This window comes from Alkalitalea saponilacus, assembly GCF_900168165.1.
GTDB classification, from domain to species: domain Bacteria; phylum Bacteroidota; class Bacteroidia; order Bacteroidales; family Marinilabiliaceae; genus Natronoflexus; species Natronoflexus saponilacus.
Genome location: NZ_FUYV01000026.1, coordinates 18,566 through 32,639, shown reverse-complemented (window position 1 = coordinate 32,639; position 14,074 = coordinate 18,566). Strand labels below are relative to the sequence as shown.

Sequence of the window (14,074 nt, the reverse complement as noted above, 5' to 3'; positions counted from 1 at the left end):
AGCATTAGGGGTGCCGTTATCCTTGCAATATAAAGGTCGGAAGATATTTTCATCAATTCGCATGGTGATCTGTTTACGGAACTGATTATGCCATGCCTGTTTATCTTCGTACATCTTAAGCGAATTGCCAGAAAACAAAGATTTGGACGACGTAAATATATTTAGCTGACCTGATTCTGATGATTTTTTAAACATTTATGGCTCTTTTTATGATGCAACTAAGATACACAAAATGATTGAAATACGCAACTAATTATTTGATATATAATACATTATAAATAAAATCACTTTTCGGAGTGGACTCAAAGTTTAAAGCCTGAAGAATTAACAGAAACGAGATCAAATTCTTAACCCACTCCGGAACCTTGTTCTTCACAAACCCGATGCGATTCATAAAAAGTCTTATCTGTTTGACAATAAGCCAAAGCAGCAGAGCAAAAACAAAGGGCATAATCAGATCTTTTCCAATAATCAGGATATAAACGGTGGCCATGAAAACAAAAAGAATCCCGGCTAAGCTTTTGAAATCTATATATTTATTCGTTTGCATATGGTTTAGTTAATGTTTTAACTTGTTTTTTTTAATGCATGGTTGTAATTAGCTGGCTGTTAGATTGGATGATAGATGCTTGGTGGATAAGTTAGTTATTAATTTTATTATTTCATCGTCAACTGATAAAAATGCTTCGTCTATTTTTATTTTGCCGTTGGTTTTTCCTTGATTAGGTTGTTGGATTAGATGTCTCCGATGGCACGGCCAATCCAGCCGTAAAAGAAGCGGCTGTTGGCCGGACGAATTTTGACAAGGTGAACATAGCGGGCAATTTTGACAAGTGTAGTAGATGCCAGGAACAGTTCGGGATTGATGGTGTTTAATTTACCCAGGGTGACTGGCCCAATAATTCCATCAGATTTGACTTCGATGACGTTCTGTGCTATCATTACGCCTGTCCACACGCCGACATTTACGCAAAAATCGAAGAGGATTCTGCGAAGATTATGTTGAAAAAAACTGGTAAAACTAGTGCAGTCTGTTCTTTAGATATTAAAAGACGAGTTGTAGTATCGTTCATTGTCAAAAGTGCTTTCCCAAATTGATATACAAGCTCAATCAGCTCAATGACAACGTACAATACGGCTATAGCAGCAAGAATATGGAATACGACTACTTCAAATTTCTTGATCAATCTTTAATTCATAACCCAATGAATTTAAAAGGTTTAGATACCACAAATTCAGCAGATGTCTCTCCTGAGTAGGTTTTATCATTAGACAAATCCAATTTTCTCACACTTGCTTTTTCACTAAAATCGATTTTCTTTAAATCAACCCAAAATGTGTTAGGCGTCAGGGCAGTTTCGAAATAATAAACCATTTTTTTTTGATCAGCCACCATGCGCCACCTTGTTGTTGATAGGTTCGGGAATCCTTCGATTTCAAACCCGTAAGGCACGGAACAGTTCCTTATTATACTAAAAACATCATAAAACGTCAAAAACCGCATGAAATCAATGTTTCATGCGGTTTTTGTTTTTATTTGCAACATAAGAAAAAGTTGCTTGTCGGGGTACCAGGATTCGAACCTGGGACCCCCTGGTCCCAAACCAGGTGCGCTACCGGACTGCGCTACACCCCGAATTTAATTGCTTAGCGGAGAGAGGGGGATTCGAACCCCCGGTACGATTACTCGTACGGCAGTTTAGCAAACTGCTGGTTTCAGCCACTCACCCACCTCTCCAATAATATATATGAATTTTAAAAATTCTATAATTTATTGCTCCGCCGCAGGCGGATGGATTTAAATTCACCTATTGGTAAATGTTCCGTAACTTTTTATGAACGTTGCAATCTGTGGCGGAATTGCGAGTGCAAATGTATAAAATAGATTCTATTCTCCAAAAGAAATACCTTAAAAAAAGAGAGAATAATATTTTTTTTGTGACAACTATTTTACTTGCCGTTCATTTATAATCAGATAGCAAAAATCACTTTTTTCAATCCTTGATTCGTTTTAACTGCATGGTCTTAATCATCCAGCCGGGAAGTGACTTCTCAGCATCTCTTCCCTTAAGATTCATGTACCATCCAAGCTTTTTAATTACTGGTAATTTGTGTGCCTCCACAAATTCAATTGGCGTTCCATCGGGGTCTGAAATGTAAGAGAATTGTCCGGCAGCTTCACCCATATCAAAGCTATCGGCACTGTTAACTGTAAAAGGATATCCTTTCTCTGTACACTCTTTTTCCAAAAGATTCATGCCCTTAACATCGAAACAGATATGTATAAAGCCTAATTCCCCCCATATCCTGTCTTTAAAAATGCGTCCCGGCTCTCTGTCCAACGCCTGTACCAGTTCAATCTGCCCGGGTCCCAAAAGCTTGCTAAACGAGCCGGAACGAGGCTTGTGCTTCAATAATACACGGCGGTATTTCTGCTCTCCTCCCGGAATCATTGCCCAATCGGCAAACACCCCGGTTTCATCATAAACCACCTCATCATAATTGAGAATATCGGAATAAACCTCCCTGGCCTTTTCGATATCGGACACACCAATGACTGCTCCGTACACACCACCCGTTGGAGATTTCTCTTTTTTAAAGTAATCCGGCTCTTCAACCACTTCAAAGATGTTGTTGTATGGGTCTTTCAGAAAATAATGTTCTCTCCCATCGGGTGTTTTGGTAATATCACCAATCACCTCTGCATTTTGCTCTTTGTGCATTTTGTAGGCTCGCTTAATATTGCGGGTTTTCATTTTGCAGATGAAAATCCCGCAATCACCCATACGAACATCAAAAACCGGAGGTTTTGGTGTGATGCCCGTGTGCTGCCATACTTCAAAACCACCACCGCCTTCCATGTTCAAAGCAATAGCTGCATATCTCTCACACTCCTGCCCATTGGTATAATGAAGCATCAATTTAGCCACAGCAGTATCCTCCAGCACATTGATATCCATACCAAAGGTTTTTCTGTACCATTTCCAGGCTACTCTTGCATCCTTAAGTCCAATTCCGATTTGCTGTATTCCGCAGATATTTTTCTTCATAATTCTGTTGATTATTGGTTTTGGAATTCAGTTTTTAGCCTTCGACGCCAAACGATAAAAGAGCCATGGAAGAAACCGGCGGATATAAACCATCACGACTTCCATTTTTCCTATCAGCACATCTTTTTTTCTGTTTTTGATGGCTTTTATGATTTTTTCTGCACACAAAGCGGCTGTCATACCCTGAGCCTGTCCATCATCCATTTTGTTATAGGATTCACCCGTATGCGTCACTGCATTTATAGAGACGTTGGTGTGTATTCTGCCGGGTGAAACAATGGTTACATCAATATTGTATTGCTGCAATTCGAAGCGCAAAGCTTCGAAATATCCCTGTAGTGCATGTTTCGAAGCTGAATAAGCAGTGCGCAACGGAAATCCAAATTTCCCAACTACACTGCTGATTACCACGATGTGTCCCTTTTCTCTTTTCACCATAAATGGGAGAAGCAATTTTGTGAGATGTATGACTCCAAAGAAATTAAGTTCCATAATATCCCTGTCGATGGAAACGGGTGTATCCTTTGCAAGTGAACGCTGGCTTCGGCCAGCGTTGTTGATTAACACATCAACATTGCCTGTTTGCTCAACAACCGATTGAACGATGGCCTCCATCCCGTCAGGATTACTTAAGTCCATTGGTTGAACCAAACAGACAGCCGTCTTTTCAAGGCATTTTTTCTTTACGAGTTCAAGTTTCTCCCGGTTTCGGGATGATAAAACAAGGTTTGCGCCTTCGTTGGCGAAGGCGTAAGCCAGCTCTTCGCCTATCCCCGAAGATGCTCCTGTAATCCATATGACCTTATCGCGAAAACTATTCATTATCAATAACTCAAATCTTTAAAATTAGCATATAAGCCGGACAATCCAAAAAGCTTCATCCAAATCCTTTAGAAACTCATTTCTGCTCTCATTCTGAAACCACTGGTGTCGATGTAGTCGCGCCCACGATAGGTGCCACCCAGTTGACGTACATATTCCAGACGCAAAAATTTAAATACATTGGTTACGCCGAATCCTATTTCAGCATATGGCTTTGTAAAATCACGTGAAAAATACTCCGGAAGGTCAAAAACACCTTTATAGGAGCTGTTCAATGTTCCGTAATGGCTTTTGATGGATACGATTTCACGTAACTTCAAATCTCTGATTAATGGTATTCTGTTAAGAATGATGCCACCCCCGTTAAAATGAACGTGGGTGTTGGTGTAGGCATTGTGTGCAAAGGATGCATGGTGCAACAGGTTGTACCTGTCGCGGGAAAAGCCCAGCGACATGGAGCCAACCGGCTGATTAAGCAACTCATAAGGTGCATCTCCAAACAAGTAACCTGCATTAAACAGGTAGTTCATAAAAATCTGCCCCATATTAATTCGCCCTTGTATGGAGCCGTGAAAATGGGTGTACAATCCTTGTCCCCCATCGCCCGGAATATGAACTTGCCCTAAATCCATACTTAAATTAATAACAGGAATGGGATTGACATAATATATCCGGTCGAAAAAGAATTTGTCGTAGTGCTGACCAAAAGGAATTCTGAAATTCATCAGCATACCATAGTTCCGATAGTTTTCATGGTCGGCTCCTTCGCTGGTAAACCTTACAAAAGGAGTGGCAGTAGTTGAGTGATAATAAGGCGAGACCTCCAGGTGCATGTCATTGTCGGCATTGAACTCAAAATGCATATCAAAATTCTCAACTTCCTTGAGGTATGGGTTGCGTTCCCGTTGAGTCATAATGGCAATAAAATTGCCGGTTCCCCTGTTGTTAGGGTTGTTTTTGATGTATTTTAGATATTTTTCATTGGAGATAAGCAGGTAATCGTTGGCATAACTAAACCGGAATAAAAATCTGTCCGTATCCCCTGGTTGCCAGACAAAATTGCCACCATATTTAAACTCTTCACTTTTGGTTCCATATCCCAAAAAGCCACCTACCGAGAAGTTCTCCGAAACCTTTTCGCTGGTTCTGAGGGGAACCGAAAAACGGTGACCTTCAATCAGGTTTGAACTATAAATGTCGAACACCGGCCCCACATCCAGTTTTCCCACGTTAAAAAATCCGGTTAAAGCAACCCCTCCAACGGCATCAATACCTTTTACCAGGTTCATTTCCCGAATTTGCCCCACACGATAATAATTCTCCTCATCAATTCGTCGGGAATTGAATTCAGGCTGTCGACTCCAATCCTGCACCCGGATGTCATCCAACCGGTCAGATTTCGAATACTTGGTATGTTTATTAATCAGCCAATTGCCACTAGAAACCACATCCACTCTTTCCGAAGTATATTTTGCCACCGAATCACGGTTTATGGTAAGCGACATGTTCATTCTGGTTTCCTGTTCATCGAAAAACATACTTCCATCCGGAAGCCGGCGATAAGTAACAAAACCACTGAACCCATTTACAAAATTAAGATTTGCTTCACACGATATATGCGCCTCTATTTCCGTCAGCGCATAGCTGCCAGCTTCAACGGTAAAATTGCCTGTAAACAGGGGATTGTATCTGTTTCGGGGTACAAATGAAAGATTAAGATACAGCTGGTCGTCAACGAAGATGGAATCATTAAAATAGAAATTGTAATAGAGCATGGCCGAGCTGTTGAGCGGGGATATAAATCCCCGGTCGAGCACAAAAATCTGGTCCCGGTAAAAATCCAGGTCAACCATGGTATTATTGAGTATGTATGTCTCAATAAACGGCACAATGCGCGGAAATATGCTCTCTTTTTTGGTATGAATCACCTGTTCATCCAACGAAGCCTCTTCGGCCAGGTAAACAGGTGTAAAGCGAATCCGCTCATTGTCGGATTCAACGGTAATCTCCTTAATATTGCCCGATAATCTGGAAACCCTGGAAGCGGTATCAATGGCCATAAAAACCGAAGTGTTGGCCAAAGCACGATAATCTGAAACACCACGTATTTGCGCAATGTTTGCCCGTTTGTTCTCCTGAATTTTGTCGAAAATCTGCCTGGCCAAAGGCACATCAGGTCTAACCGTAACCTCACCAATTTCAGTAACATTGTTGGTGAGATAAACAGCCAATTCATTATTTCGCCCACGGCTTATGGGCACCTCTTTGGGAAGGTAACCAACTGACGACACCACAACAGTGTCGCCTCCTGATACCGGAAGGTTAAACCTTCCATCTTCATCGGTCAACATTCCCTGAAGAGTTCCTTTAATCCATACACTTGCAAAAGGAACCGGCTCTCTGTTATCAGCATCTCTTACATAACCTGAAACTTGTTGCCCAAACATGCCAATACCGGCAAACAGAAAAAAAACCACGGTGAATATTCCCGGACTCCACGTTCTCATATTCAAACAATATAGCACCTTCATATTGGTTTCCGCTGATAAGCAATTATTTCTTTGGCTCTTTCATCAGCCAGTACAAGCCTTTAACTCCAATGCGTATGTCGTCCAGTTTAAAGAGTACAAAAATCTTTTCGATGTAAGCGATTGCACCCCAACCCAGCGCCAGATAGTACATCCACGGAAAAAACCCGAAGACAAACAAAACAAAGAAAAATATTCCCTGGATATAACCTGCTGTAACGGCTGAATATAGATGCAAGCCCGGAATTTTTCCAAAACGGGCAAACGAGACAATATAACTGAGGACGAATACAGATAGAAAAACCCATAATATCCATGCATGGGGTTCAATCTCTGTCCATTTAAAAAGAAACAGTCCCAACAATGCAAGAATGTAGGTCAAAATATCCCCAAGATTATCAAGAGCTGCACCAAAGTTGGTTTGTACCTTCATTAAACGTGCCAGGTTGCCGTCCAGAATATCACTAACAAGACTGATGCATAAAAATATCACAAACAGACTCTCTTGCCCGGTCAGCGCAAAATACAATATAACTGGAGCCACCAACACCCTGTATAAACTTATAAGGTTAGGAAGGTTAACCACATTTTCACCATTAACAATTAATTTCTTCATTATGAGGACAATTATAAACTGTTTAAGTTTAATTGAAACATTTCTTTTTACTTAATTTTGAATTAGAATACCGAACTCTGCTTTTCTGCTTTTCAACTATTGGCCTGTAGAGCTTTCTTCTTTGGTCTGGAAATATCATTGATAAAATACTCAAGCATATTATATACAGATTGTTCATTGATTTCATGGCCATTTGGAGTCATCACTTTGTCCTTGTATGTTGTATCAAAAGCCAGATTGGTGTCAATGTAGGCTCCCGTGAATGACATGCCTGCGGAAATTACTCGTTCCAAAGCACTCATATCTTCCCGGTCAAGATGTCTTACCGGTTTAAGATTTACCGGTAACAAGCGATTCAGGGAATTAATGATATGATGATTACTGGTTGATTTTTTAGCAACCAGATTTATTATTACCGGTGACTCGTCTATCTCCACTGTTTTCATCAAAAAGCTTACAACCGCATCAATGGGTATAAGATTTTGAGAAGAGTCCGGGTCCACATCAACGCGTATGGTTGCATCAGGATAACGTTTTGCAAGCCCGTAAATCCGTTTGGCAAAATCAAAAATCCCGTAATCGGTTCTCACGATTCCGGTTTTATGTTCACCAACTACCTGCGACAATCGCAAAATATGCCCGTTTAACCCATGTTTCTCAATCTGTTGCCGAATTTCATTTTCGGCATAACGTTTAGACTGCTCGTAGTAGTTTCTGAATGCAGAAATATCCTGATTATCGTAAAACTGCTCCTTAAAAACCTTTGAAGTTCTGCCACAGGAATATGCAGTGCTGATGAAAAAGAACCTGGAATTTCTACTTGAATATTGATTAAATATGCTGAGAGAGTTTTTTACACCATCGATATTGGTCGCAAAAATCTCCTTTTTCGATTTTTCGTCATATTTAAGACTGGCAGCGAAATGAAAATAATCAATATACCCGCCAAATATTTTGTTTAACTCATCAGGAGATAAAGCAAAATCATGGTCGAACAGGGAATAGTCATACACTTCAAGGTTTTCGTATTTAGAGGGACTGTTGTCATTTATCCTGGCCAGTGCATTCAGCATCTTTTGCTCAGCTGTTTCTGCCTTTCCGGAGCGAACCAGAGCCACAACCTTGTATTCGCCATGGAGAAGACATTTAATAAAATTTGATGCCACATATCCGTTTGCGCCATTAACGACTACTCTCTTCATACTTTTCCTTTCTCTATAATATAAAAAATGAACGATATGATTCGGAATATCAATATTTAATCAAGGAAAAATACTAACTATTGTTCAAAATAGCACAGATATTATTTCAGAGCGGTATAATAATCGTTTAAAGCGCAAAAAATGCACTTTAAACTCAATTCCACCCTACAAAAACAGTAACAATATCAAAAGCACACTCAATGGAATGCTCAAATTGTCTGAACCTCTCCAGCTAAACAATTCTGCGAATGTGCTCACAATGGCAATAGTTAAAGCCATCCAAAACGTCTTAAAATCGAATAACTCCCTGTGAAAATAGAGCGCAATTAAACTGATAACAAAACTTGTCACAAAAAAAGCTCCGGAACCGAGCCACGTTTTTTCCAGTTTCTTACCAAAAATCTTAATTCTCCCATTCCCATTTTTAATATTAATTCCTAAAATGGCTGCCATGGGGTCACAAATGGCTAGAATTAACATTGGCAATATATATAAAAATTTACTATCCAGTAAATTAGATATTAAAAATGTGGTGTATATCGATAATGGCAAAAGGTAACTGCCAATTGATTTTCGCTTAATATCGTGAATGGAATTCAGATATTTTTTACTCTGCTGAGTAACAAACAACCCGATAAAAAACAGCAATGCCAGTACCAGAATATGCCAGTGAGAAGGGAAAATATATGGAAAAGGAACAGTTGCCAATGTGGCAGTAAAATGTGCAAATTTACGGGTAATCTCTCCATCTATTTTTAATCGCCGATAATTCAACTCATTAAAAACCAACAGCAAGATAATTCCAATTAAATATACAAACGATAGTACAATGATATTGTCCATTTATGATTGGTTTTGTCCTGTATTTTGGATGTATTAACTGTTTTTGTTCATGTGTCAAATCATATACGAATAGGCTCCATCGCTCACCACTAATCCCGAAGGAGAATCACCAAACTCAACAGATTAACTCTACATTTGTGATTGACTTGACATTTGTATAATTACCCTGCAATCAACATAAAGAGTGCAACCCAGGCTCCCCCCGCTATCAAACTGTCAAACCTGTCAAGAAAACCTCCATGGCCGGGAATCAAGTTACTGAAATCTTTCACTTCGAAGCGGCGCTTATAAAAAGATGCGCCAATATCGCCCCAAAATGCAAAGAATAGTACTCCAACGGATACTATGTAAAGCTGAATAATGGTTCCGTCAAAAAGTGTTCTCAATAAAAAAGCACTTATTAACGCGACTCCGGCACCTCCAACAAGACCTCCAAGGGTCTTGTTGGGACTCACTTCCGGCAAAATTTTTCGTTTACCCCACAACTGTCCGGTAATCTGACTAAAACTATCAAAAATAGAAAGAATCAGGAAACTAAACAAAATCAGCTCTTTATTAAGTAAACCAAAACGAATGAAAGCCGCAGAAACCAACAAGTACACCAAAAACGATGTATAAAAAAAGAATTTATGGTTAAACTCCTTTTTAGCAAACAATTTAATTACTTCAACCAATCCTGTTAAAACTATTACTACAGAAATAATTCTAAAAACAAGAGGGTCGATGATGATTCCAAAAAACAGTATGTGAATGATAAAAAAATATGTAAAATACTTAGTATAACTTTTTCGTGCTGTTTCTTTATCGCGCTTGCGATTTATGAGATAAAACCCGATTCCACCAAGAATAAAATAGATAAGAATTATAGAATAAATGGTCTGTATCATGCTAAATTATTTATCCGGTTATCATTAATATACCAAGCAACACCATTACCACGGCATAACCGTATCTGATGTTGTTTTCTTTTTTCTCGATGCGTTGCGAACCGCTGAGGATAAGAGGCCCGATAATGGCTCCAATTGCTGAGCCGCCGGTGAGGAAAAACACCAGGGTTAAATCAATCTGCCCCAATAAAAAATGTGCCCCAATGGCAAAAAATGTATTTACCAGAACTATCATCAATGAAGTTCCAATTACCATTTTTAATGCCATCCGCATGGAAAACAATCCGGCCAGAACGGGTGCTGTACCACTTGTGCCAAACGTACCTGTAATAACACCGGCAAAAAAACCGAAGAAAGCGCCACGTACGCTTATATTTTTAACCATGGAGTTGCCGATTGGTTCGCCTTTCAATTCGTTCCTTCTCTTGCGAAGCGTATCAAAAAATATATTCAGAGCGATAACAACTGAGTACACCCCAAAAGCAATTTTCAATTGCGAAGCGCTGATGTATCCCGCAATTGCAGCTCCTGAAAAGGCTCCAACCACTCCAACCAATGAAAAAAGCATGCCTGTGCGTAAACTCACATTTCCCTTTCGGAAATGTGCCACTGCACCTACCAGGCAAATGGGAAGTGTGGCAACCAACGAGGTTATCACAGCCGTTTGTGCCGGTGCTCCCACAACCAATGTTAGTAATGGCAAAAAAATAAAACCGCCACCGCCACCAAGCATCGTTCCTAAAAGGCCTACAACAAACCCTATAATGGGAAGAAGATAGTAAACCGGCTCTATGGATGAGTAAAAAAACACTATATCTCTATATTTTTCTTAACTGCAAATTATTGAATTGTTGGGTTAAGGGATTGAATAAAAATAAAACCTCTGCTCTATCGGAAATTACCAATTCACATCATCTTTCAAAGCGTGTAATCTTCTTTGGCAGGATGAAGGATACGTTGTACGGAACGAATTCTCATCACCGATTGTTCGTTCGTTTGATGGTTGGAGGTTTTAATTTTAGAAGGAAACAAAACTCCGTTTTGTTGCTCTACTTCCTTATAACCTGAAATCTCTGTTTCCATGGATTTAATACCGTTGGCATTAAATCTTTCAATGCGATTGAGTAAAACCTCATCTGTCGATATCCACACATAAAACCATCCCCCCTCATCGGGTGACTCCAATTTCAGTTTATGATGCTCCACACTGTTGATCATTTCACTTCCTTCCATTGAAAACTTATAATTTCTATATGCATCAAAATTTAACTGGTCAAGTGGAATTTCGCTCCCCATAACGGTTGGATTATCGTAAGTTCTCAGGCGTTGAACTCTTCCGGTAGCAGGCATAAAAATCTCAACTACCCCATGATTCTCTTCACTTCCCGATGTAACTATCTTTACACCTTTCACCTCATCGGGTGAAAGCAATTCAACTTTTACATACCTTACATCATCAATGTTCGATGTAAAAACTTCCATTTCCCTAATGCGGCTGTTTCCCCTTCGGTCGGTAGATTTAAGTTCAACTTCAAGATGAATGTTTTGCCGTGCTATTTTGTCCAAAGATTGGCGAAACAACTCATTTGGGGTTTGCGAATGCAATCCCCAAAAATTGCAAAACATTATTGCAGTTATAATGGAAATTAATCTGTTCATTTTAATTCACTTTGTTTTTGTAAAAAAGTCGGCTTTGTGAGTGTTATTAACGCGGGAATTAACAACAAAGCACTCATTAAACAAGCAAAAATTGAGACCGTTACCAGCACGCCAAAAAATCGTAATGGAGCGAACCCCGACAGCATCAATACAGAAAATCCAACCATAACGGAAAAGGCATTATAAATGATGCCTCTTCCTGCGGTCATCAGACTATTTTCAATGGCTTGGGAATTATCAGCCAATTTAGCATATTCTGATTTATAGCGCCATAAGAAATGAATGGTATAATCAATGCCTACACCAATCATGATGGACGAAAGCAGTGCTGTCACTATGTCGAGTGCAATCCCAAGATATCCCATCACACCAAACAGAAACAGCACAGACAGCAACAATGGCAAAATGCCTTTAAAGCCGGCAGCCGGTGATTTAAAAATCACCGACAACAGAATCAGTATGATGACCAAAGCAAGTGCAAGGGATGCAATCTGACCGTGAATCACCATGTCAGCCATTTGTATTTTTGACAGTCCGGGACCTGCGATGGCTACCAAACGAGGGTCGTTTAGCGTGATTTGATGAAGAGCATCAAGCACTTTCTTTCCTGTCTGGTTACTTCCGTCGGTCATGCTTACCAGCATTCTTGCATTGCTGTAATCAAAATCAACCAGCTGAGAAACCTCCCCCTGAAACCCCAGCATGAATGCAACCTCCAGATATTGAACCGCCTCAGCTTTTGACTGGGGCAACTCTCCATATCCGGCTTCATCAGGCTCGTATAACCCTTGGCTCAACTCCCTGAAGAAGGCTGAAGGTGAAAGCACATGACCCACTTCAGGAATTTCTGTTGCCACCAAAGCAAAGTGCTCCATATTTTGCAAAGCGTCGGGTGACAAAACATCACCACTGAACAATACGGATACGTATTGTGAACCTCCAAACTTCTCATTTACCAGTTCAACACTTTTACTTATATCCGATTTCCCCAAAAAATAACCTTCAATGTTGGTATCTATTTTTATAAAAAAGATACCAAAAGTACTTACAATGGCAATAATGATAAAACAAACCACAACCCGACGGGGATGATGTAAAACCCAACGGACAAACAACGGCAAAATCAGGTTGATGAATGTCTCTTTCTCTTTTTTCGTCTTTCGCTGCACGATTCTTCTTTTTCCGTAAAAACTCAGAAGCACGGGAATCAGAAAAATGCTCATTAAAAATGCGAGCAAAATCCCCAAAGATGCAAGCACCCCCAACTGAGCAGCCGGAGCCATTTTATGGGTCAGCAATCCAAGCATTCCCCCGATTGTTGTCAGGGCGGTAATCAGAATCGGCTTACGCAGTTCACGGTATATTTCCATGGCAATGGCTCCCATGCTGTTGAAATTGCCTGTTCTACACTTTTCCTGGTATAAGTTTATAAGGTGAATGCCATAATCGTTGGCAATGGCTATCAGCATGATGGGCAGCAAAACCGACACCAGTGAAATTTCCCAATCCATAACAGCCATAAACCCAAATGAGAAGATAATAGACAACACAACCACCGAAAAAGGCAATAAAACCCCTTTCCACTCCCTGAAAAAGAAATAAAGCATCAACACCATTAAAACCAGTGCGGTAGGCAGCAATAGTTTTAAATCGCGATTGATGTATGTCTTAATGGAAGTGCGTAAATATGGAAGGCCCCCGATGTAAACAGCCTCCCTGCCGGGGTTGTTTTCAATGACGGATATCATATCCGCCACCAACGCATCATCATCGGTGCCAAGTGACTTCGTCACAATTATGGCCGTAGATGTAAAATCCGAAGAAACAAACCGTTGGGCTGCCTCGCTATTTTCTATGGCTGATTTTAATGCACCGAGTTCATTCTTTTCAATTTGCTCTTCATCAATAATTGGAATTTGCGTGGTAAAACCATCCACCATGGCAAGTGTAAATACATTCTTAATGGATGTGGCATTCTCAACTCCCTCAATTGCCAGAAGGCCATTTGTTAACCTGTAAATCCTCTCAAAAGTTTGTTGGTTCAGGATAACATCCTCCCCGGTCAGTATCAGCATCAGCTTTTCATTGCCACCAAAAATACTGTCGAGAACGTTCATATAAGCACGATTTCCAACTTCTCCGGGAATGTAATCATCAAACCCGGGATTAACATTTAACCTGGGAAACTGAGAAACAGCCAAAACAGCCAGAATAAAAATGGCAGGTACAAATAGAAGTCGGTATTTCCCAATTAGTTTATCCACGTTAGATGATTTTATTAATGTGATTAACAGTCACATTTCGCCGGTTTTTGAACCCGGCAAAATCAATGAAAACTAGTTTGGTAATCAGAAGAAAATCGTAACAATCTAATGATCGTTACAAAAACATTAAATGAATTTTAAGAAAGGGCAAATGTAGCAATAAAAATGAAAACGGTGAATTTAATTGAGAAAACGAATTCTCA

Annotated in this window: 14 protein-coding genes and 2 tRNA genes; all 16 read right to left on the bottom strand. The window is 40.0% G+C overall.

Annotated elements, in window-relative coordinates; all coding sequences use genetic code 11:
• On the bottom strand, positions 1 to 195 hold a 195-nt coding region (locus tag B5X70_RS16375), incomplete at its 3' end, for a hypothetical protein (protein ID WP_200812617.1).
• Between the two features lie 58 nt (positions 196 to 253).
• Positions 254 to 550, bottom strand: coding sequence for a hypothetical protein (locus tag B5X70_RS16370; protein WP_079558984.1), 297 nt, complete (start codon positions 548 to 550; stop codon positions 254 to 256).
• Between the two features lie 185 nt (positions 551 to 735).
• Complete coding sequence (locus B5X70_RS16365; protein ID WP_079558983.1) at positions 736 to 942, bottom strand: putative peptidoglycan-binding domain-containing protein; 207 nt, start codon at positions 940 to 942, stop codon at positions 736 to 738.
• 253 nt (positions 943 to 1,195) lie between these two features.
• A complete protein-coding gene (locus B5X70_RS16355) occupies positions 1,196 to 1,396 on the bottom strand; it encodes a hypothetical protein (protein ID WP_198314166.1) in 201 nt (66 codons plus the stop codon).
• Positions 1,397 to 1,562: 166 nt separating this feature from the next.
• A tRNA-Pro gene (locus B5X70_RS16350) sits at positions 1,563 to 1,636 on the bottom strand.
• 15 nt (positions 1,637 to 1,651) lie between these two features.
• Positions 1,652 to 1,738: transfer RNA gene (locus B5X70_RS16345), tRNA-Ser, on the bottom strand.
• Positions 1,739 to 1,994: 256 nt separating this feature from the next.
• Positions 1,995 to 3,050 carry a VOC family protein gene (locus tag B5X70_RS16340; protein WP_079558981.1) on the bottom strand — a complete coding sequence of 352 codons (1,056 nt, stop codon included), beginning with the start codon at positions 3,048 to 3,050 and terminating at the stop codon, positions 1,995 to 1,997.
• Positions 3,051 to 3,077: 27 nt separating this feature from the next.
• Positions 3,078 to 3,872, bottom strand: coding sequence for an SDR family oxidoreductase (locus B5X70_RS16335; RefSeq protein ID WP_079558980.1), 795 nt, complete (start codon positions 3,870 to 3,872; stop codon positions 3,078 to 3,080).
• 68 nt (positions 3,873 to 3,940) lie between these two features.
• Positions 3,941 to 6,379, bottom strand: coding sequence for a DUF5686 and carboxypeptidase-like regulatory domain-containing protein (locus B5X70_RS16330; protein ID WP_079558979.1), 2,439 nt, complete (start codon positions 6,377 to 6,379; stop codon positions 3,941 to 3,943).
• Between the two features lie 46 nt (positions 6,380 to 6,425).
• On the bottom strand, positions 6,426 to 7,016 hold the full coding sequence (locus B5X70_RS16325; RefSeq protein ID WP_079558978.1) for a CDP-alcohol phosphatidyltransferase family protein: 591 nt from the start codon (positions 7,014 to 7,016) through the stop codon (positions 6,426 to 6,428).
• 92 nt (positions 7,017 to 7,108) lie between these two features.
• On the bottom strand, positions 7,109 to 8,218 hold the full coding sequence (locus B5X70_RS16320) for an SDR family oxidoreductase (RefSeq protein WP_079558977.1): 1,110 nt from the start codon (positions 8,216 to 8,218) through the stop codon (positions 7,109 to 7,111).
• Positions 8,219 to 8,383: 165 nt separating this feature from the next.
• Positions 8,384 to 9,061, bottom strand: coding sequence for a diacylglycerol/polyprenol kinase family protein (locus B5X70_RS16315; protein ID WP_079558976.1), 678 nt, complete (start codon positions 9,059 to 9,061; stop codon positions 8,384 to 8,386).
• Between the two features lie 161 nt (positions 9,062 to 9,222).
• Positions 9,223 to 9,948 (bottom strand): phosphatidate cytidylyltransferase, encoded by a 726-nt coding sequence (locus tag B5X70_RS16310; protein WP_079558975.1) that lies wholly within the window; start codon positions 9,946 to 9,948, stop codon positions 9,223 to 9,225.
• Between the two features lie 10 nt (positions 9,949 to 9,958).
• Positions 9,959 to 10,759, bottom strand: a complete 801-nt coding sequence (locus B5X70_RS16305; protein ID WP_079558974.1) for a sulfite exporter TauE/SafE family protein — start codon at positions 10,757 to 10,759, stop codon at positions 9,959 to 9,961.
• 107 nt (positions 10,760 to 10,866) lie between these two features.
• Complete coding sequence (locus B5X70_RS16300) at positions 10,867 to 11,607, bottom strand: outer membrane lipoprotein-sorting protein (protein WP_079558973.1); 741 nt, start codon at positions 11,605 to 11,607, stop codon at positions 10,867 to 10,869.
• Positions 11,604 to 13,871 carry an efflux RND transporter permease subunit gene (locus B5X70_RS16295; RefSeq protein WP_232468308.1) on the bottom strand — a complete coding sequence of 756 codons (2,268 nt, stop codon included), beginning with the start codon at positions 13,869 to 13,871 and terminating at the stop codon, positions 11,604 to 11,606. Before B5X70_RS16295 ends, B5X70_RS16300 begins: the two co-directional genes overlap by 4 nt.
• Positions 13,872 to 14,074: the final 203 nt, after the last annotated feature.